The organism is Klebsiella quasipneumoniae subsp. quasipneumoniae, from assembly GCF_020525925.1.
GTDB lineage: Bacteria > Pseudomonadota > Gammaproteobacteria > Enterobacterales > Enterobacteriaceae > Klebsiella > Klebsiella quasipneumoniae.
The window spans coordinates 258,238-277,680 of record NZ_CP084876.1; the positions used below are offsets into that span (position 1 = coordinate 258,238).

The 19,443-nt window shown below is 61.1% G+C and carries 15 protein-coding genes; 6 read left to right on the forward strand and 9 right to left on the reverse strand.

Annotated features, from left to right (window positions below):
* Positions 1-14 precede the first annotated feature (14 nt).
* Positions 15-944 carry a 2-dehydro-3-deoxygluconokinase gene (gene kdgK / locus LGM20_RS01195; RefSeq protein WP_044525007.1) on the reverse strand — a complete coding sequence of 310 codons (930 nt, stop codon included), beginning with the start codon at positions 942-944 and terminating at the stop codon, positions 15-17.
* 194 nt (positions 945-1,138) lie between these two features.
* Here kdgK and LGM20_RS01200 point away from each other — a divergent pair, with 194 nt between their 5' ends.
* A complete protein-coding gene (locus tag LGM20_RS01200; RefSeq protein WP_044525006.1) occupies positions 1,139-3,190 on the forward strand; it encodes an AsmA family protein in 2,052 nt (683 codons plus the stop codon).
* A 37-nt stretch (positions 3,191-3,227) separates the two neighbouring features.
* Here the strand turns inward: LGM20_RS01200 and LGM20_RS01205 are convergent, their stop codons facing one another.
* The 3 genes from LGM20_RS01205 to LGM20_RS01215 all read right to left on the reverse strand — a co-directional run bounded on the left by LGM20_RS01205 (position 3,228) and on the right by LGM20_RS01215 (position 6,860).
* Positions 3,228-4,550: an MFS transporter gene (locus tag LGM20_RS01205; RefSeq protein WP_017900001.1), complete on the reverse strand. Its 1,323-nt coding sequence runs from the start codon at positions 4,548-4,550 to the stop codon at positions 3,228-3,230.
* Positions 4,551-4,822: 272 nt separating this feature from the next.
* On the reverse strand, positions 4,823-5,854 hold the full coding sequence (gene yhjD, locus LGM20_RS01210) for an inner membrane protein YhjD (RefSeq protein ID WP_044525005.1): 1,032 nt from the start codon (positions 5,852-5,854) through the stop codon (positions 4,823-4,825).
* Positions 5,855-5,960: 106 nt separating this feature from the next.
* Positions 5,961-6,860 (reverse strand): LysR family transcriptional regulator, encoded by a 900-nt coding sequence (locus tag LGM20_RS01215; RefSeq protein ID WP_032454302.1) that lies wholly within the window; start codon positions 6,858-6,860, stop codon positions 5,961-5,963.
* A 119-nt stretch (positions 6,861-6,979) separates the two neighbouring features.
* On the opposite strand from LGM20_RS01215, the gene LGM20_RS01220 reads away from it, so the two are divergent.
* Positions 6,980-7,738 carry an SDR family NAD(P)-dependent oxidoreductase gene (locus LGM20_RS01220; RefSeq protein WP_023291284.1) on the forward strand — a complete coding sequence of 253 codons (759 nt, stop codon included), beginning with the start codon at positions 6,980-6,982 and terminating at the stop codon, positions 7,736-7,738.
* Positions 7,739-7,772: 34 nt separating this feature from the next.
* Here LGM20_RS01220 and LGM20_RS01225 read toward each other — a convergent pair whose 3' ends face one another.
* From LGM20_RS01225 to LGM20_RS01235, 3 genes are all read right to left on the reverse strand, one after another.
* The gene (locus LGM20_RS01225; protein WP_023291283.1) at positions 7,773-8,306 is read right to left on the reverse strand and encodes a GNAT family N-acetyltransferase; all 534 of its coding nucleotides are present in this window, start codon (positions 8,304-8,306) and stop codon (positions 7,773-7,775) included.
* 66 nt (positions 8,307-8,372) lie between these two features.
* Positions 8,373-10,025 (reverse strand): alpha,alpha-trehalase, encoded by a 1,653-nt coding sequence (locus tag LGM20_RS01230; protein ID WP_023291282.1) that lies wholly within the window; start codon positions 10,023-10,025, stop codon positions 8,373-8,375.
* A gap of 239 nt (positions 10,026-10,264) precedes the next feature.
* Entirely contained in the window at positions 10,265-11,413 is a 1,149-nt protein-coding gene (locus LGM20_RS01235; protein WP_044525004.1) for an iron-containing alcohol dehydrogenase, read from the reverse strand.
* A gap of 126 nt (positions 11,414-11,539) precedes the next feature.
* Between LGM20_RS01235 and LGM20_RS01240 the strand changes: the two genes are divergently transcribed.
* Together LGM20_RS01240 and LGM20_RS01245 are read left to right on the forward strand one after the other, a co-directional pair.
* Positions 11,540-12,163, forward strand: coding sequence for a glutathione S-transferase family protein (locus tag LGM20_RS01240; RefSeq protein WP_023291280.1), 624 nt, complete (start codon positions 11,540-11,542; stop codon positions 12,161-12,163).
* Between the two features lie 196 nt (positions 12,164-12,359).
* Positions 12,360-13,451 carry a serine hydrolase domain-containing protein gene (locus LGM20_RS01245; RefSeq protein ID WP_044525003.1) on the forward strand — a complete coding sequence of 364 codons (1,092 nt, stop codon included), beginning with the start codon at positions 12,360-12,362 and terminating at the stop codon, positions 13,449-13,451.
* Positions 13,452-13,483: 32 nt separating this feature from the next.
* Here the strand turns inward: LGM20_RS01245 and gorA are convergent, their stop codons facing one another.
* The gene (gorA, locus tag LGM20_RS01250; protein ID WP_044525002.1) at positions 13,484-14,836 is read right to left on the reverse strand and encodes a glutathione-disulfide reductase; all 1,353 of its coding nucleotides are present in this window, start codon (positions 14,834-14,836) and stop codon (positions 13,484-13,486) included.
* A gap of 72 nt (positions 14,837-14,908) precedes the next feature.
* Entirely contained in the window at positions 14,909-15,751 is an 843-nt protein-coding gene (locus LGM20_RS01255) for a 23S rRNA (adenine(2030)-N(6))-methyltransferase RlmJ (protein ID WP_044525001.1), read from the reverse strand.
* A gap of 193 nt (positions 15,752-15,944) precedes the next feature.
* On the opposite strand from LGM20_RS01255, the gene LGM20_RS01260 reads away from it, so the two are divergent.
* Both LGM20_RS01260 and prlC read left to right on the forward strand, forming a co-directional pair.
* Entirely contained in the window at positions 15,945-17,216 is a 1,272-nt protein-coding gene (locus LGM20_RS01260) for an acid phosphatase (RefSeq protein ID WP_044525000.1), read from the forward strand.
* A gap of 182 nt (positions 17,217-17,398) precedes the next feature.
* Positions 17,399-19,441: an oligopeptidase A gene (gene prlC, locus LGM20_RS01265; protein WP_044524999.1), complete on the forward strand. Its 2,043-nt coding sequence runs from the start codon at positions 17,399-17,401 to the stop codon at positions 19,439-19,441.
* The last annotated feature ends 2 nt before the right edge of the window (positions 19,442-19,443 follow it).

Below are 19,443 nucleotides of genomic sequence, written 5' to 3' on the forward strand. Positions count from 1 at the left end.
CTTACAGGTGAGGATTATTGCGGCATTGCTTCCCGGGGGATGATCGCCCCGCGATACTGGATCACCGTGCTGGCGGTCAGATGTCCGCGTCTGGCGGCGGATTCAGCATCGCCGCCGGTCAGGCGCACGGCCAGATAGCCGGCGCTGAAGGAGTCGCCGGCGGCAGTGGTATCCACCACTTTCTCTTTGGCCAGCTTGACGGCCGGCACTTCCCGCAGCGGTTGCCCGCTCACCGAGACCAGGCAGGCATCCGCTCCGCGCTTCACCACCACCTCTTCCACGCCGGCGGCGTGGGTGCGGGCGATCACCTCGGCGACCGGTTTTTCCCCCCACAGCGCGTCTTCATCATCGAGGGTCAGAAACGCGATATCGGTGCAGGCGAGCATCTCCTGATAGACCTGCTGCGTCTCCGCCTGGCTGGCCCACAGGCGCGGGCGATAGTTGTTGTCGAAGATCACCTTGCCGCCGTTGCCGCGGCACTCACGCAGCAGCGTGAACAGCCTGGCACGACTGGCCGGGCTGAGAATGGCGAGGCTGATGCCGCTCAGGTAGAGATAGTCGAACGTGGCCAGCTCTTCGCAAATCGCCGCCGCGCGATCGCTCTCCAGCCAGAATTTTGCCGCCGCCTCGTTGCGCCAGTAGTAGAAGGTGCGCTCGCCGGCGTCATCGGTTTCAATGTAATACAGCCCCGGCAGGCGGTCGGCCATCCGCTGGATCAGGCTGGTGTTGACGTTTTCCTGCTGCCAACTGTCGAGCATCTGCTGGCTGAACGCATCGGTTCCCAGCGCGGTGACGTAGTGGACGCTCAGCGCGCTGGCATCCGTCTGCCGCGCGATATAGACCGAGGTGTTTAAGGTATCGCCGCCAAAGCCGCGGTTAACGGCCCCGTTCTTCTCTGACAGCTCAATCATGCATTCGCCAATGACGGCAATTTTTTTAGACATAGCCAGAACCTGCAATGGAATCGATATAAGCGCTAGTGTGCGCTGCGCTGTTTTGCTGGTCAATCATATTAAAACATCGTTCCATTATTTTTTTGACCTGACGCGCGTAATGTGACGAAAAGCGCATTTCCAGGAGAAACGCCGCTTTTTGACTATATTCAGGACTGACGTGATGCAAAAGGAGCGGAGTAGGGATGAGCAGAACCCGTAAAACGTTGGTTATCATCACAGGAACGATACTGTTGCTGATCGTTCTCTTTTTTATCGTGTTGGCCACCTTCGACTGGAACCGGCTGAAGCCGACGATTAATCAGAAAGTGTCTGCCGAGCTGAACCGCCCGTTCGCCATCCGCGGCGATCTCGGCGTGGTCTGGGAGCGGCAGCCGGAGGAGCGCGGCTGGCGCAGCTGGATCCCGTGGCCCCATGTGCACGCGGAAGATATCGTGCTGGGCAACCCGCCGGCCATTCCCCAGGTGACCATGATCCACCTGCCGCGGGTGGAGGCGACCCTCGCCCCGCTGGCGCTGCTGAGCAAAACGGTGTATCTGCCGTGGATCAAGCTGGAACAGCCCGACGTGCGGCTGATCCGCCTGGCGGAAGACAACAATAACTGGACCTTTCAGCTGGCTGGCGATCAGCGTGCCGCGGGGGACAGCGCCCCCTCCAGCTGGTCTTTCCGCCTCGATAACATTCTCTTCGATCGCGGGACTATCGCCATTGATGACAAGATCACCCGCAGCGATATCACCATCCTCGTCGATCCCCTCGGCAAACCGCTGCCGTTCAGCGAAGTCACTGGCACGAAGGATCGGCATAGCGCGGCGAAACCAGGCGACTACGTCTTTGGCCTGTCGCTGAAGGGCCGCTATAAGGACCAGCCGGTCACCGGCAACGGTAAAATCGGCGGCATGCTGGCCCTGCGCAGCGCAAGCACGCCTTTCCCGCTGCAGGGCGACTTCCGCTCCGGCAATACGCGGGTGGCGTTCAGCGGCACGGTCAGCGATCCGCTCAACGTCGGCGGCATTGACCTGCGGCTGAAATTCGCCGGCGATTCGCTGCGCGATCTCTACGACCTGACCGGCGTGCTGCTGCCGGAGACGCCGTCGTTCTCCACCGACGGCCGTCTGCGCGCCGACTTTAAGCAGAAAAACAGCATGCGCTTTGACTATCAGAATTTTAACGGCCGGATCGGCGATAGCGACATTCATGGCTCACTGACCTATACCACTGGCAAACCGCGGCCGAAGCTCAGCGGCGACATGGAGTCGAAGCAGCTGCGGCTGGCGGATCTCGGGCCGTTAATCGGCGTCGACTCCGGCAAAGGGACGAAGAAAAGCGCAGTGCGCCAGGCGGGCGATCGGCCGCAGCCGGCGGGTAAAGTGCTGCCGGCGGACCGCTTTGAAACCGATAAATGGCAGGTGATGGATGCCGATGTGCGCTTTAAGGGCCGGAGAATTGAGCACGGCGGTACGCTGCCGATCAGCGATCTGGCGACCCACGTGATCCTGGAGGATGGCGACCTGCGCCTGCAGCCGGTGCGCTTTGGCCTGGCCAACGGGTCGATTGCCGGCAGCGTGCACCTGCAGGGCGATAAAAAGCCGCTGCAGGGTGAGGCCAATCTGCAGGCGCGGCGCCTGAAGCTGAAGGCGCTGATGCCGAACGTCGAGATGATGCAGAAAACCCTCGGCGAGATGAATGGCGACGTTCAGCTGCGCGGCAGCGGCAACTCGGTGGCGGCCCTGCTCGGTAACAGCAACGGCAACCTGAAGCTGCTGATGAATGACGGCCTGATCAGTCGCAACCTGATGGAAATTCTCGGCCTTAACGTCGGCAACTACCTGATCGGCCAGATTTTTGGCGATGAGGAGGTTCGGGTGAACTGCGCGGCGGCCAATATCGACGTGACCAACGGCGTCGCCCGGCCGCAGATTTTTGCCTTCGATACGGAAAACGCGCTGATCAATGTGACCGGGACCGCCAGCTTTGCCTCCGAACAGCTGGACCTGACCATCGATCCGGAAAGCAAAGGCTTTCGGGTGATCACCCTGCGTTCCCCGCTGTATGTTCGCGGCACCTTTAAATCGCCGCAGGCGGGGGTGAAGGCCGGGCCGCTGATTGTCCGCGGCGCGGTAGCGGCGGCGCTGGCTACTCTGGTGACGCCGGCTGCCGCGCTGCTGGCGCTGATCTCCCCGGCGGAGGGCGATAGCAACCAGTGCCGGACCATATTGTCGCAGATGAAAAAGTAGGGGAGAGCCCTGACGCCAGCGGCGTCAGGGCGAAGGATCACAACGACTGGTGGCGGGTCTCGTGGGTCAGCAGCAGGGCGATCAGCGTCAGCGCCGCCATCGCCGCCAGATAGGTGCCGACCGCCGCGAGGCCATAGTTGCCCTGCAGCCAGGCGGCAATGTACGGCGCGACCGAGGCGCCGAGGATCGACGACACGTTATAGGAGAACGACGCCCCGGTGTAGCGCACTTCCGTCGGGAACAGCTCCGGCAGCAGCGCGCCCATCGGGCCAAAGGTCAGTCCCATCAGGCTTAAGCCCAGCAGCAGGAAGGCAAAGACCAGCAGCGGGTTACCGGAACCCAGCAGCGGTTTAAAGGCGAACAGGGCGAACAAAATAATCATCGTGGTGATGATAATCATGCTCTTACGACGACCAAAGGCGTCCGCCAGCAGGCCGGCGATCGGCACCATTACGCCAAAGCCAATCACCGCCATCATCAGCATCCACAGCACTTCGTTACGCGGCAGGCCCAGGCCATTCGGCGCCGCGCCGGTGCTGAAGGTCATCGAGTAGACGGTCATGATGTAGAACAGGGTATAGGTTGCCAGCATGATGAAGGTGCCCAGCACCGTCACGCGGACGTGTTTGGTCAACAGGGTACCCAGCGGGATTTTGACCTGTTTTTTCGCCGCCGCCACTTTGGCGAAGACCGGGGTCTCATGCAGCGAAACGCGAACATACAGACCGATGATCACCAGCACCGCGGAGAAGATAAACGGCACGCGCCAGCCCCACTCCATAAACTGCTGATCGGTTAACAGCCAGGAGAGCAGCAGGAAGGTGCCGTTGGCGAAGAAGAAGCCGATCGGCGCGCCCAGCTGCGGGAAGGAGCCATACAGGGCGCGCTTGCGCGCCGGGGCGTTTTCCGTTGCCAGCAGCGCTGCGCCGCCCCACTCCCCTCCGAGGCCAAGTCCCTGACCGAAGCGCGCCAGCGCCAGCAGCATCGGCGCGACAATGCCAATGCTTTCATAGCCGGGCAGCAGGCCGATCACCACAGTGGAGATCCCCATGGTTAACAGCGAGGCCACCAGGGTGACCTTCCGGCCGACGCGATCGCCGAAGTGGCCAAACAGCGCGGAGCCGATTGGCCGGGCGACGAAGGCGATGGCGAAGGTGGCCAGCGACTGCAGGGTGGCCGCGGCGGCATCGCCCTGCGGGAAGAAGATATGCGGGAAGACGATGACCGCGGCAGTGGCATAGATGTAGAAGTCGAAAAACTCAATGGCGGTGCCAATGAGCGAGGCGACAACGACTTTATTGCGTGAGTTGACCGGGGCGGTTTCCTGCGTGTTTTCGAGTGTGGTGGCTGTGGCTTGCATAGATCTTTCTTATTTTTGCGCGAACGAAAAGCCATATAGCCACAGCCACCGGGACATTTCAATCTGTAACAAACGCGGAAAATGAGCAAAAAAGAGGCAAAAAGCGGATAATTTTTACGCCAGAAAAAAATAGTTCTATGAAATGCTTCACACAATTAAAAAGATAGAGAATAAAACCAGTTTTTCGTTAAATAAAAGTTACGTCCTGGATTTATCTGCTGAAATCAAGCGCGAGGATGAATTTTGCCTCTTTTATTCATCCTCGCAATACCTCAGCGGTGGGTTTTGCCCGGCATCCGCCGGTCGTCTTTATACTCCGCGGTGGCGATCCACGCGGCGCAGAACAGCGTCAGGCGGGCAAAGAAATAGAAAAAGGCCATCAGCCCCAGCACCGATCCGAACGCCGCCCCGGAAGGGGATTTCACCAGCGCCGGCAGCGTCCAGGTCATGACGATTTTGATGATTTCAAAGCCAATCGCCGCGATAAGCGTGCCGCGAAACAGGGCTTTGCGCCGCGGACGGTGGCGCGGCAGCCGCCAGAAGATCCAGAAAAAGAGCAGATAGTTGGCAAAAATCGAGATGGCGAGACCGATCAGCCGCCAGGCGGGTTTCAGCCATTCAATATTGTCCAGATACAGCGCGGAGATAATCAACTGCTGGGCGGAACCGGCGACAGAGGTGATCGACAGCGTAATAATCAGCGCCACCAGCAGACCGATCAGCGAGATAAGATCGCGGAAGTATTTTATCCAGATTTTCTCCTCGTCCTGCGGCCGGCGCTCCCAGACGTCGCGCGACTGAGCGCGGATCGCTTCGCGCAGGTTGCCCATCCAGTTAATACCGGAATAGAGCGCCACCAGCAGGCCGACGAGGCCGACGGCGGTGCGCTGCTGCACCGCGGTGTTGATGGTGTTTTTCAGCGTCGCCGCCAGCGTCGGGTCGCTGACGTTTTGCAGAATTTTGTCGAAAATGTCCTGCAGCAGGGTCGGATGCCAGGCCAGCACGAAGCCGGCGGCGGCAAACGAGACCATCAGGATCGGGATCATCGACAGGAACGAGAAGTAGGTGATGGCCGCGCCGAACTGATTGCCCAGCCGGTCGTTGAAGCGCTCTGCGGCGCGTATCAGGTGGGCGACTACCGGGTTGCGCTGCACTTTGGCCGCCGTTCCGGTGACGGTCATCAGCGCCTGGCTGGCTTTTTGCCCGACGGCCGTGTCATTGAGAGCGTCGAGGGGGCTTTTGTTTTTCTCCGGCTGCGTGTCCGGTTCCTGTGGGGGGCGTCGATCGTCGTTTTCCGGCGTCATACGTGATTTCTTCCTTTTTTACCGCGAGATTCAGCAAAAAGTATACCTTAAATGCCGTATCCTGCAGGAACGCATCTGCCCGCCCCCCGTTCACCCTCCGCGCGGATCAATCGACGTAATCTTTCATCAGCCCGCCCAGCCACTCCATAAACAGATGCACGCGGCGGGAGAGATTGCGCCGGTGCGGGTAGATAAGCGAGACCGGCAGCGGCTCAGCGCGGTACTGGGGCAGGATCTCAATCAGTTCGCCGGCGCGTAACGCCTCGCGCACGCCGGTGCGTGGCACCTGAATAATTCCCAGCCCGGCGATACAGGCCGCCTGATAGGTTTCCGTGCTGTTGACCGTCAATATGCCGCCGCTTTTTACCCAGCGCACGGCGCCGTCGATCACCACCTCGAAGCCGGAAGGACGGACCCCGAGGGTGCTGGCGTAGTGGATCAGGGCATGATCCGCCAGATCCTCCAGGGCTTGCGGGTAGCCAAAACGGGTCAGGTAGTCCGGGCTGGCGCAGTTAATTTGCGTCAGCTTGCCCAGCGGGCGGGCGATAAGCCCGGAGTCTTTGAGCGCGCCGACGCGCACCACGCAGTCAAACCCCTCGCGGATCACGTCCACCAGCCGGTCGCTGCTGCTCAGCTCCAGTTCGATGCCCGGATACTGCTGCAAAAAAGCCGGCAGGTGCGGGATCACCAGCTTTTTGGCAAAACCGACCGGCATATCCACCCGCAGCCGGCCGCTGATGCTCGCCGGATCGTGCTGGAACATACCGTCCAGTTCGTCGAGGTTGCTCAGCAGATCCTTCGCCCGCTCGTAGTAGACCATTCCATCCTGGGTGAGCTGAACCCGGCGGGTGGTGCGGTGCAGGAGGCGCACGCCAAGATGGCTTTCCAGAGCCTGAATCTGCCGCGAGACGCTGCCTTTCGGCAGCGCCAGGGTCTCGGCGGCGCGGGAGAAACTCTCCAGATCCGCTACGCGAATGAATAACTGCATTGCATGAATTTTATCCATGCCGATGGCCTATTGTTGTTGTGAATGAAACAGTAAAACGTAATGTAGCGTATTTATTGTTTCACTGGCAGTTAATAAGCTAGAACACAATCACAACGCAACCTGAAAGGGGTCTTCTGATGACACAACGTATCGCTTTAGTGACCGGCGGCAGCCGCGGTCTGGGTAAAAACGCCGCGTTGAAGCTGGCGGCGAAGGGAACCGACATTCTTCTGACCTATCACAGCAACCGGCAGGCGGCGCTTGAGGTGGTGGCGGAGATTGAGCAAAAAGGGGTGAAGGCGGCAGCATTGGCGCTGAACGTCGGCGATCCTTCAACATTCGACGCTTTCGCCAGCGAGGTGGCGCAGGTGCTGGCGCAGAAGTGGGGACGCACCACCTTTGATTATTTACTGAACAACGCCGGGATCGGCCTCAACGTCCCCTTCGCCGAGACCAGCGAAGCGCAGTTTGACGAGCTGATGAACATCCAGTTCAAAGGCCCGTTTTTCCTGACCCAGCGGCTGCTGCCCCTCCTGCAGGACGGGGGGCGCATCCTCAACGTTTCCAGCGGCCTGGCGCGCTTTGCCCTGCCGGGCTATGCGGCCTACGCCGCGATGAAGGGGGCGATGGAGGTTCTGACCCGCTATCAGGCGAAAGAGCTGGGCGGACGGGGGATATCGGTGAACATCATCGCGCCGGGGGCCATTGAGACCGACTTTGGCGGCGGGGTGGTGCGCGATAACGCCGAGGTGAATCGGCATATCGCCGCCCAGACCGCGCTGGGGCGCGTCGGGCTGCCGGATGATATCGGCGACGCCATCGCCGCCCTGCTCAGCGATGAGCTGGCGTGGATGAACGCGCAGCGCGTGGAAGTCTCGGGAGGGATGTTCCTCTGAACCCCGCTGCCGTCAGACCGTGAGCGGCGGTGCGCTAGGGCGCATCGCCCTCCGCGCGCAGCCGACCGAACAGCCAGTCGTTGTGCCAGCGCCCGTTGAGCCAGTAGTTCTCCCGCAGCTCCCCCTCCAGCCGGAAGCCGGCTTTGAGCAGTAACTGCTTGGACGCCTCGTTGCCGGCGGTGACGCTGGCGGTCAGGCGGCGGACGCCGCCGGTGGTGAAGGCGTAGTCGCACAGCGCGCGCAGCGATTCGTAGCCGTAGCCACGACCCTGCGCCGCCGGAGCGAAGAGAAAGCCGACCTCGGCAATGTCGCGCTGATGATGTTGGTAACCGGTGAGGCCGAGCGGGGTATGGGTCAGCCTGTCGCGCACCACCAGGCACAGCCAGTGTTCATCCCCGGGCGTCCACGGCGGCAGCCGCGAATCGAACGCCTCGCGGATGGCCGCCTGCGGCCTGGGGTCGGCCACGTAAAGCATGACCTGCGGATCCTGCTGCAGGGAAAGAAAAAACGACCAGTCGTCCAGCTGCAGCGGTGAGCAGCGCAGGCGCGGCGTCAGAAGTTCAGGCATAAGCGTCATTCCGGGCAGGGCGAATCCTCTGAACATAGCAGGAGAAGGCCGCCGGGAACAGCCCGACTAGGTTGGCTCGCCGTAGAGGCCAATCAGCCGGCGCACGACGCCGTTGGTCCAGCCGAAGCCATCCTGCAGGGGATACTCCCCGCCGCCGCCCTCATGCGGAACGCCGGTGGCGATGTGGTATTTCTCAATCAGCTTGTGGTGCTGCTTGTAGAAGTGGTTGACCGTTTGCAGCCAGCTCCAGGCGATCTCATCGCCCAGCGGATCCTGGCCGTAGCGTTTAAATCCCTGCACCGCCATCCACTGCAGCGGCGCCCAGCCGTTGGGTTTATCCCACTGCTCGCCGCTCTCGTATTCGGTGGCCATGATCCCGCCGGGGGTGAGCAGGCGGGCCCGCACCGCATCGGCAAGGCGTTCCGCCTGTTCGTGGGTCGCCAGGCCGACGTAAAGGGTGACAATGCTGGCGGCGGAAAACAGCGCCAGCTGTTCGCGGCGCCAGTCATAATCGCGAAAACAGCCGTTCTCATCGTCCCACAGATAGCGGTTAACCGCCGCCCGCCGATCCTGAGCCTTCTGGCGGAAGGCCGCTTCCGTCTCGCGATCGCCCTTCAGGCCGGAGAGGTTGGCGATGGTCGTCTCCAGCTTGAACAGGAAGGCGTTCAGGTCGATGGGGATAAACTGCGTGGTGCGGATACTGGCCAGTCGCGTGATATCCCGCAGCCAGCGGCTGGAGTAGTCCCAGCCGGACGCGGCGCCCGCCCGCAGGTCGCGGTAGACTTCATTGGCCGGCCGTCCGGAGTGTCGGGCGGTCTCCACGTCCTCGCGCCATGATTCATCCCGCGGCGTGTCCCGGTCGTCCCAGTAGCGATTGAGCAGGGAGCCATCCGGCATGCGCACCACGTGCCGATACGCCTGATGCGGGATCAGCGACTCGGCGCCGTCCATCCAGAAGGCATGCTCCATCTTCAGATGATCCAGATAGCGCTTCGCGCCGCGCACGCCGTCCTCTTCAAAGAGTTCGACCATCAGGGCGAACACCGGGGGCTGCGAGCGGCTGAGGTAGTAGGTGCGGTTGCCGTTCGGAATGTGACCGTAGGTTTCAATTAGCCAGGCGAAGTTATCGGCCATGCATTTCAGCAGATCTTCCCGGCCGCTCTCCGCCAGGCCCAGCATGGTGAAATAAGAGTCCCAGTAATAGGTTTCGCTAAAGCGACCGCCGGGCACGATATAGGCCTGCGGCAGCGCCAGCAGCGATGACCAGGGGATATGATCCTGAGGCTCGCGGGTCAACACCGGCCATAGTTTATCGATATGCTCTTTCAGCGTCAGGCTGGGGTCGGAGGTGTAGACGTCGGTATGGCTCTCCGGCAGCCAGAAATTATCCTCAACGAACTGCCGCAGGTCGAAATCGGGCTGGCGTTTGACCTTCCGGTAGTTCCGCAGGATGTCCAGCGGGTCGTGTTTCGGCGCGCAGTCGGGAAAAGTTTTGCTGTCGGCAAAAATGCGTGATTTCTGCACGTTGGTAAACAGCTCAAGATAGCGATCCGCCGGGGTGAGGGCATCGGAGGCCGGAAGCCCCTCGATCACCTCAGGCTCCGGTTCAGCGTCAATCATCTCATCCAGCTTTAATTCGTACGGATCGGCTTCGTAGCAGGGATCGATGTCGATCCTTAACTCGTCGTCTTCAACGTGGCGTAATTTCTGGCTGAACATAGCGATACGGACCTCCGGATAGCGTGAGTTCGCGGCCGGGCGTACCCGGCCTTGTCATTTAAGCGTAGACAGTCGCTTCGGTGAGTGTGAAGTAAACTGTGCGTTAGATCACGCTTTTCCGCCTGCAGGGGACGCGATGATTTCTAATTAACACGTTGATAAATAATCAATAAGTCCGCGATTAGGTGAAGATAAAATTCGGAGCATTCATTATGCAACAAAATTTTATCCCGGCGCGCTCACTCCCACGCCGCCTCCAGCATCTCCAGCAGCTGTTCGCTGCTCAGGCTGACCGGATTAGCCTTCATCGACGAGGAGGTGCTGGCGGCCAGCGCCGCCGGCTCCAGGGCATCGCGCGCCACGCCGAGGTCGCGCAGGGTGCCGAGACCGGCGCGATGGCTCCATTCCCGCAGGCTGTCCCAGACCCGATCCGCCGGGACCTCCAGCCCCTCGGCCAGCCAGCGGCGAACGTCGTTGAAGCGCTGGCGCAGGGCGGGGTCGTTTATCTGCGACTCATTCAGCGCCAGCCCAAACGGCAGCAGGCTGCCGCATAAGGCGCCGTGCGAGGCGCGGCTCAGGCCGCCCAGCGGGCCGGCGAGGCCGTGGATCACCCCCAGCCCGGCGTTCGCCAGCGCCACTCCGCCGCACAGGCTGACCCAAGCCATCTCGTCGCGGCTGGCCGGGCACTCTTTTTCCATCAGAACCTTCAGCGCGCGGATGCCGCGCGGGATCGCCTGCTGACAGAGGGCGTCGGTGAAAGGGGTGGCCCGGCTGCAGAGCCAGGGCTCGATCACCTGGGTCAGGGCGTCGAGGCCGGAGCTCAGGGTGATGCTGCGCGGCGCGTTGTCGGTTAGCGCCGGGTCGACAATGGCCAGGTCAGGCAGCATCCGGTCGTCGCGCAGGCTCACTTTCCGCTGCTGTTCCACGACGTTGATCACCGCATTTTTAGTGACTTCCGCACCTGTGCCCGCGGTGGTGGGGATCGCCACGAACGGCAGCGGGCTGGCTTCCAGCTGACGGCCGGTTCCCACGACTTCCAGATAGTCGACCAGCGGGCCGGTGGCGGGCGCCAGCGCCGCAATCGCTTTACCGGCGTCAATCACCGCGCCGCCGCCGAGGCTAACCACTGCCCTGATCCCTTTCTCGCGCGCCAGCTGGACGCCCTGCTCAATATCGATAAGCCAGGGTTCGCGGCTTATCGCCAGCGTCGTGACCGCCAGCTGCAGCGCCTCCAGCTGATGGCGGAGAAACGCCGCCCGCTGCGGGCTGGCGCCATGCACCAGCAGAACTGGACCGCCCTGCTGCGCCAGCCAGGGGGCGGCGCTCTGGGCCTGACCGCGGCCAAAACGAATATTTTCAGGCATCAAAACGGTAAAAGGGGTCAACATGTCGGGTTCCTTTTCGGCAAACAGGCTGGAATCAACTATACACATTATCCAGCGCTCTGCCTTGTTGCTGGCTGGCAATAGAGTAGAGTGAATGAACTCTCTTTTATGGCTGAGGAATCGCTGACGATGCTAACAATTCTGGGCAAACGCTCTTCAATCAATGTACGGAAAGTGCTGTGGACCTGCGAGGAGATCGGGCTGGCGTACCAGCAGGAGGATTACGGCAGCGGGTTTAAGCCCCTGGACACCCCCGAATTTCAGCGCCTGAATCCTAACAGCCTGGTGCCGGTGCTGCTGGACGATGACTTTGTGCTCTGGGAGTCGAACAGTATCTGCCGCTATCTGGCGCGAAAAGCGGAGCGCTGGGATCTGCTGCCCGCCGGGCCGCAGCCCGCCGCCGAGGTGGAGCACTGGATGGACTGGCAGGCGACCGAGTTCAATAATGCCTGGCGCCATGCTTTTATGGGGCTGGTGCGTAAAGATCCCCGCTTTCAGGATCCGGCGGCGATTAAAGAGAGCATTGCCGCCTGGACCCACTGCGTGCGCATTGTCGAAGCGCAGCTGCAGCGGACCGGGGCGTGGGTCGCCGGCGAGCGCTTCACCCTGGCTGATATTGTGCTGGGCCTGTCGGTGCATCGCTGGAAGATGACGCCCTTTGCCCATCCGGAAATGCCGGCCGTGGAGCGCTGGTATATGGCGCTCAATCAGCGCCCGGCGTTTATGCGCCATGGAAATAACGGCGTGGCGTAGCGAACGGGCCAGGGCCTTATCGATTTTTCAGCGTATTCGCTTTGCACTGGCGGGGTAATGCCGCTACGATCCCGCGTCTGTTTTTTTATCCCATCCCAAATAACGTGTGGCAGGCAGGTGCAGTTTGAAAAAACGGTTAGGCCTTGTGCTACTGGCATTACTGTTGATTTCAGGCTGTTCCGGCACGCTGTCGCAAATGAGCCCGCCCAGCAATGAAACCAGTCTGACAGGGCGCAACGGTCAGCGGCTTTCCGTCGATGATTATGTCAGGCATTACATGCGCGAGAAGCAGGTCAGCGGCATGGTGGTGGCAATTATTCATCATAACGGCCCGGCGGAGTTTCACTGCTTCGGCGTGACCGATGACCAACATCGCTACCCGATAACCCCGCATACGCTGTTTGCCCTCGGCTCGCTGAGCAAAGGGGTTACCGCCGAAGTGGTCACGATGCTGGTGAACGAGGGCCGTTTCCACTGGCACGACACGCTGCAGACCCTGCTGCCGCCGGGTACCGCGCTGAGTGAGGATGCCCGTAAGATAACCTTGCTGCAGCTGGTGACGCATACCTCAGGGCTGCCGCGGCAACCGATGAATATGCTGTCGCTTGAGCACCTGCTGGCCTATCTCAACGATGGCGAGAACTTCTACCATGAGCTCGATGCCGATGGCGTAATGAGTTATCTGCAGCATTTCCAGGCCCCGGCGGAACCGGCGCCGAGTTACTCCAACCTCGGCTACGCGATCCCTGGCTATCTTCTCCAGTACCAGACTGGCGAATCGATTGAGACGCTGGCCTCGCGGATGATCTTCCGCCCGCTGGCGATGGGGAACACCAGCTTCCTGCCGCAAACGCTGCGTGATTATCCGCGGCGGGCGCTGGGCCATGCTGGCGATCAGCCGAAGTTTAAACCCCGCGGCGCGCTGACGCCGGACTGGCAGTTCCGTCATAACATGGTCGGCGCGGCGAGTTTGTACAGCGACGCCGGGGATCTGATTCACTATGCCCGCGCCCACTTCGCGCCCACCGGTCAGGCGGCGCTGGACCAGGCGTTCCGCGACGTTAGCGTCGACTATTATCCACGACGGATTGAAGCGGCGAATATCGCCTGGGTAACAGACACGTTCGGCGAGCAGCAATTAACCTATCAGGTGGGGTACATCGGCGGCTATTCGAGCTATATCGGTTTTGATAAAGCGAATCAGAATGCGGTGGTGGTGCTGCAAAACAGCTTTAACTGGAGCAATTATATCGGCCACCAGATCCTGCGTCACCTGGCGGCGCAATAAAAAAGCCCCGTCCGGAGACGGGGCTGCGCGCCTTAGCGCATGGTGACAAACTCTTCTGCCGCCGTTGGGTGAATAGCGACGGTGTTGTCGAAGTCTTTTTTGGTGGCGCCCATCTTCAACGCCACCGCAAAGCCCTGCAGCATCTCATCCATTCCGAAGCCGATGCCATGGATACCGACAATCTTCTCTTCCGGGCCGACGCACACCAGCTTCATGCGGCACGGCTGGCGGTGCGAGGTGACGGCGGTGTACATCGCGGTGAAGGAGGATTTGTAGACCTTCACGGCGTCGTCGCCATACTGCTCGCGCGCCTGCGGCTCGGTTAAGCCGACGGTGCCGATAGGCGGGTGGCTGAAGACCACGGTCGGAATGTTGTTGTAGTCCAGATGCTCTTCCGGTTTGTTGTTAAACAGGCATTCGGAGAGACGACGGCCTGCGGCCACGGCCACCGGGGTCAGCTCAACGGCGCCGGTGTTATCGCCCACGGCGTAGATGCCCGGCACGCTGGTGTTCTGGAACTTATCGACGACGATGTAGCCTTTATCGTCAGTTTTCACGCCGGTAGCCGCCAGGTTGAAGTTATCGGTCGCCGGTTCGCGGCCAATCGCCCAGATCAGGCAGTCAACGGTCTGGCTGCGGCCATCTTCCAGCTCAAGGGTCAGGCTGCCGTCGGCATGCTTCACCACCGCTTTCGGGATGGCGTTGGTATGCAGCTGCGGTCCTTCGGCGTTCATCACTTCCACCAGCGTTTCGACGATCAGCGGATCGAAGCTGCGCAGCGGCGCGTGCTTGCGCACGAACAGGTGGGTTTCAGCGCCGAGGCCGTTAATCACCCCCGCCAGCTCAACGGCGATGTAGCCCGCGCCGACCACCGCCACGCGCTTCGGCAGCGCCGGCAGTTCGAAGAAACCGTCGGAATCAATACCGTATTCCACGCCCGGAATGGTCGGGTGGCTCGGACGGCCGCCGGTGGCGATCAGGATATGATCGGCCGTAATGGTCTCGCCGTTCACTTCCACGGTGTGGGCATCGACAAAGCGCGCAAAGCCTTTAATCACGTCGACGTTGTTCTTACCCAGCACGTTGTCGTAGGAGGTATGAATGCGGTCGATATAGGCGCTGCGGCTGGCGACCAGCTTCTCCCAGTCGAAATGGTTGATGGTGGTATCGAAACCGTAGTCCGGGCCGTAAAGATGAATCGCTTCGCGGATCTGCGCCGCATGCCACATCACTTTTTTCGGCACGCAGCCGACGTTGACGCAGGTGCCGCCCAGCGCTTTGGCTTCAATCAGCGCGCACTTCTGGCCGTACATGGCCGCACGGTTAATCGAGGCGATACCGCCGCTACCGCCGCCGATGGCGAGGTAATCATAATGTTTGCTCATGCCCATATGTCCTTAATCGTTGATTGCCGCGATTGTAACGCGAGGCGTAAAAGGTTCCACCGATGGTTGCGATTACTCCGGCACGATCCAGCTGACGGTCGTGTGACCGGTACCGGCCGGCACCAGCTTGCTGTGCAGCCACGGCAGCACATTGTTCATCTGCTGCTCCAGCTTCCACGGCGGGTTGATGACGATCATCCCGGAGGCGGTCATGCCGCGCTGGTCGCTGTCAGGACGTACCGCCAGCTCAATCTGCAGAATCTTGCGAATGCCAGTGGCTTCTAAGTCTTTGATCATGCGTTTGATCTGCGCGCGCAGCACCACCGGGTACCACAGCGCGTAGGTGCCGGTGGCGAAGCGTTTGTAGCCTTCGTTAATTCCGGTCACCACCGCCTGATAGTCGGTTTTAATTTCGTACGGCGGGTCGATCAGAATCAGACCGCGGCGCGAGACCGGCGGCAGTTTGGCTTTCAGCTGCTGGTAGCCATCGGCTTTATCGACGCGCGCGCGGCCGTCTTTCTGAAACTCGGCGCGCAGCAGCGGGAAGTCGCTCGGGTGCAGCTCGGTCATCTGCAGGCTGTCCTGCTCGCGCAGCAGCTGGCGGGCGATCAGCGGAGAACCCGGGTAGTAGCGCAGCTGGCCGTTACGGTTGAAGTGTTCGACCACCGAAATATAGGGCTCAAGCTCTGCCGGCAGGTCGTCCTGCTGCCAGATGCGGGCGATGCCTTCGAGATACTCGCCGGTACGCTCGGCGTGCTCGCCGCTCAGCTGATAGCGGCCCGCGCCGGCGTGGGTGTCCAGGTAGAGAAACGGTTTTTCTTTCTCTTTCAGCGCTTCAATGATCAGGCTCTGAACGGTGTGTTTGAGGACGTCGGCGTGGTTGCCTGCGTGAAAGCTGTGGCGATAACTGAGCATGGATGCAGAGATTCCGGGAAATAAACAAGTTAACCGATAGTTTACCGCAGATCGGCCGAGATTACCGCTGCGCCGCCGCGCTGTTTCATTTCTGCCAAAAGCGTTGCAAAACATAACGCTGTCATAAAAGCGTCAAACGGCCGCGCTAGCGTCGGAGACAGGCAAGGTAATTGTTTGAATAAAAGGAAAAATAATGAAAAAGCAACTCTCGCTGCTGGCCGTCGCGCTGCTGCTGGCGCAACCGGTTCTGGCTAAAGACATCCCGCTGAACAGGGCGGCGGCCGTCGCCAATAGCGTGACGCCGGCTGCCTCCAGCCAGGCGTATGACGATCTTGAGCAACAGGCGCTGGCGCAGTTGCGCCACGCGCTGCAAGGGGATGCCGCGACGCTGACCCGCGATCGGTTGGCGCACACGAAACAAAACAAAACCCAGGCCGATACCGCCTGGCTGAAGGCCAGCGGCTACGACTTCCAGACCCGGGCAAACCAGCAGGCGGATATTGCGCTATTGTCGGCGTTCAGCAGTCTGCCGGAGACCGTCGTGAAGCAGAATCTGGCGACGGTGACCGCCATCAACCGCGACGCCGTGCAGACCACCCGCCGTCAGGCGCTGGCCGATGCGCAAGGGATTAGCTACCTCTATTTCCTCAGCGACGCGCTGGGGCCTCGTCTGGGCAACGCGTTTCTGACCGCCTATGACCAGGGCGCGCTGGGGAAAGCGGCGGCGCTGATCAAAGCCTCGGAAGTCAGCACCGGCGAGGCGAAAAAGCACTTCCACAATCCGCGGCCGTTCCTGGTCCAGGGCAACACCATTCACCTGGTGCCGGACGACGTGGTGGTGAAGGATAACCAGCCCTATACCGCCGACGGCGGCTCGTTCCCCAGCGGCCACACCAACACTGGCTATACCGATGCGCTGCTGCTGGCGGCGATGATCCCGGAGCGCTACGACGCGCTGGTGGCGCGCGGCGCCCGCTATGGCTACTCGCGCATTGTGCTGGGCGTCCACTATCCGCTGGACGTGATCGGCTCGCGGATGGTGGCCGAGCGCAACGTGGCCCATTATCTTAACGATCCGCGCTACCGGGTATTATTTAACGAAGCCCGCGATCAGCTGCGCGCCGCGCTGGCGAAAGCCTGCGGTACGTCGCTTGCCGAGTGCGCGAAGAGCAGCGTGAAAGACGATCCCTGGCGCGATCCGGCGATGCATGATTTCACTCGTTTCGTCATGACCTACGACCTGCCGCGGCAGAAGGGGCCGCAGCCGCGCCTGCAGGCGCCGGAGGGGGCGGAAGTGCTGCTGGAGGCTGCTCTGCCGCAGCTGTCAGCGGCCCAGCGTCGGGCGCTGATGGTCAACACCGCGCTGCCGGCGGGCTACCCGCTGTCCGGCGCCACCCCCGAACAGCAGTTCTGGCAGCGGCTGAATCTGTCGGCGGCCTGGGAGATGGCGCAAAAAAGGCATTAATGCGGTTTCCGGCACGCTGCGCCGCGTGTCGCGCTTTTCCGGCAACGGGCGGACTTATCGCAGCAATACCCAGGCTGACGCACCGCCCGTCATTGAAATTCCCCCAACTATCCCCCATTCTAGATCTCATGCATAAGCGCCGGACGCGCGCTTCACTCACCCTTTTCAACAGGACAGCGCATATGACCAATCCATTACTGACGCCTTTTTCCCTGCCGCCTTTTTCTGCGATCAAACCAGAGCACGTGGTCCCTGCGGTCACCAAAGCGCTGGAGGATTGCCGGGCCGCGGTGGAAAGCGCGGTGGCGCACGGCGCGCCGTATAGCTGGGAAAATCTTTGCCAGCCGCTGGCGGAAGTGGACGATGTGCTGGGACGCATCTTCTCGCCTGTCAGCCATCTCAATTCGGTAAAAAACAGCCCGGAACTGCGTGAGGCCTACGAACAGACGCTGCCGCTGCTCTCCGAGTACAGCACCTGGGTCGGCCAGCATGAAGGCCTGTATAAAGCCTACCGCGATCTGCGCGATGGCGATAACTACGCCACGCTGAATACCGCGCAGAAAAAAGCGGTGGATAACGCGCTGCGCGATTTCGAATTATCCGGTATTGGCCTGCCGCCGGAGGCGCAGAAACGCTACGGTGAAATCGCCGCGCGCCTCTCTGAGCTGGGCAACCAGTACAGCAACAACGTCCTTGACGCCACCATGGGCTGGAACAAGCTGGTGACCGACGTCGCCGATCTGGCCGGTATGCCGGAAAGCGCGCTGGCCGCCGCTCAGGCGCAGGCCCAGGCCAAAGAGCAGGAAGGGTATCTGCTGACCCTGGATATCCCGAGCTACCTGCCGGTGATGACCTACTGCGACAATCAGGCGCTGCGCGAAGAGATGTACCGCGCCTACTCCACGCGCGCCTCCGACCAGGGGCCAAACGCCGGTAAATGGGATAACAGCCCGGTGATGGCGGAGATCCTCGCCCTGCGCCACGAGCTGGCGCAGCTGCTGGGCTTTGACAGCTACGCCTTTAAATCCCTCGCCACCAAAATGGCGGAGGATCCGCAGCAGGTGCTCGACTTCCTCACCGACCTGGCAAAACGCGCCCGTCCGCAGGGCGAAAAAGAGCTGGCCCAGCTGCGCGCTTTCGCTAAAGCCGAGTTCGGCGTCGAAGAGCTGCAGCCGTGGGACATCGCTTACTACAGCGAAAAACAGAAACAGCATCTCTACAGCATCAGCGATGAGCAGCTGCGCCCCTATTTCCCGGAAAACAGAGCCGTTAACGGTCTGTTCGAAGTGGTGAAGCGCATTTACGGCATTACCGCCAAAGAGCGTACCGATGTCGACGTGTGGCATCCGGAAGTGCGCTTCTTCGAGCTGTATGACGAACACAACGAGCTGCGCGGCAGCTTCTATCTCGACCTGTATGCCCGCGAGCACAAACGCGGCGGGGCGTGGATGGACGACTGCGTCGGCCAGATGCGTAAGCTGGATGGTTCCCTGCAGAAGCCGGTCGCCTACCTGACCTGTAACTTCAACCGTCCGGTCAACGGCAAACCGGCGCTGTTCACCCACGACGAAGTGATCACCCTGTTCCACGAGTTCGGCCACGGTCTGCACCACATGCTGACCCGCATCGATACCGCCGGGGTTTCCGGCATCAGCGGGGTGCCGTGGGACGCGGTCGAGCTGCCGAGCCAGTTTATGGAAAACTGGTGCTGGGAGCCGGAAGCGCTGGCCTTTATCTCCGGTCATTATGAAACCGGTGAACCGCTGCCGCAGGCGCTGCTGGAGAAAATGCTGGCGGCGAAAAACTACCAGGCGGCGATGTTTATTCTGCGCCAGCTGGAGTTCGGCCTGTTCGATTTCCGCCTGCACGCGGAGTATAAGCCGGAGCAGGGGGCGAAAATCCTTGAGACCCTCGCGGAGATTAAAAAGCAGGTCGCCGTGGTGCCGGGCCCAACCTGGGGCCGCTTCCCGCACGCCTTCAGCCATATCTTCGCCGGCGGTTACGCGGCGGGTTACTACAGCTACCTGTGGGCTGACGTGCTGGCGGCAGACGCCTTCTCACGCTTCGAAGAAGAGGGGATCTTCAACCGTGAAACCGGTCAGTCGTTCCTCGATAACATCCTGAGTCGCGGCGGTTCTGAAGAGCCGATGGTGCTGTTCAAACGCTTCCGCGGGCGCGAGCCGCAGCTGGATGCGATGCTGGAGCATTACGGGATCAAGGGTTAAGT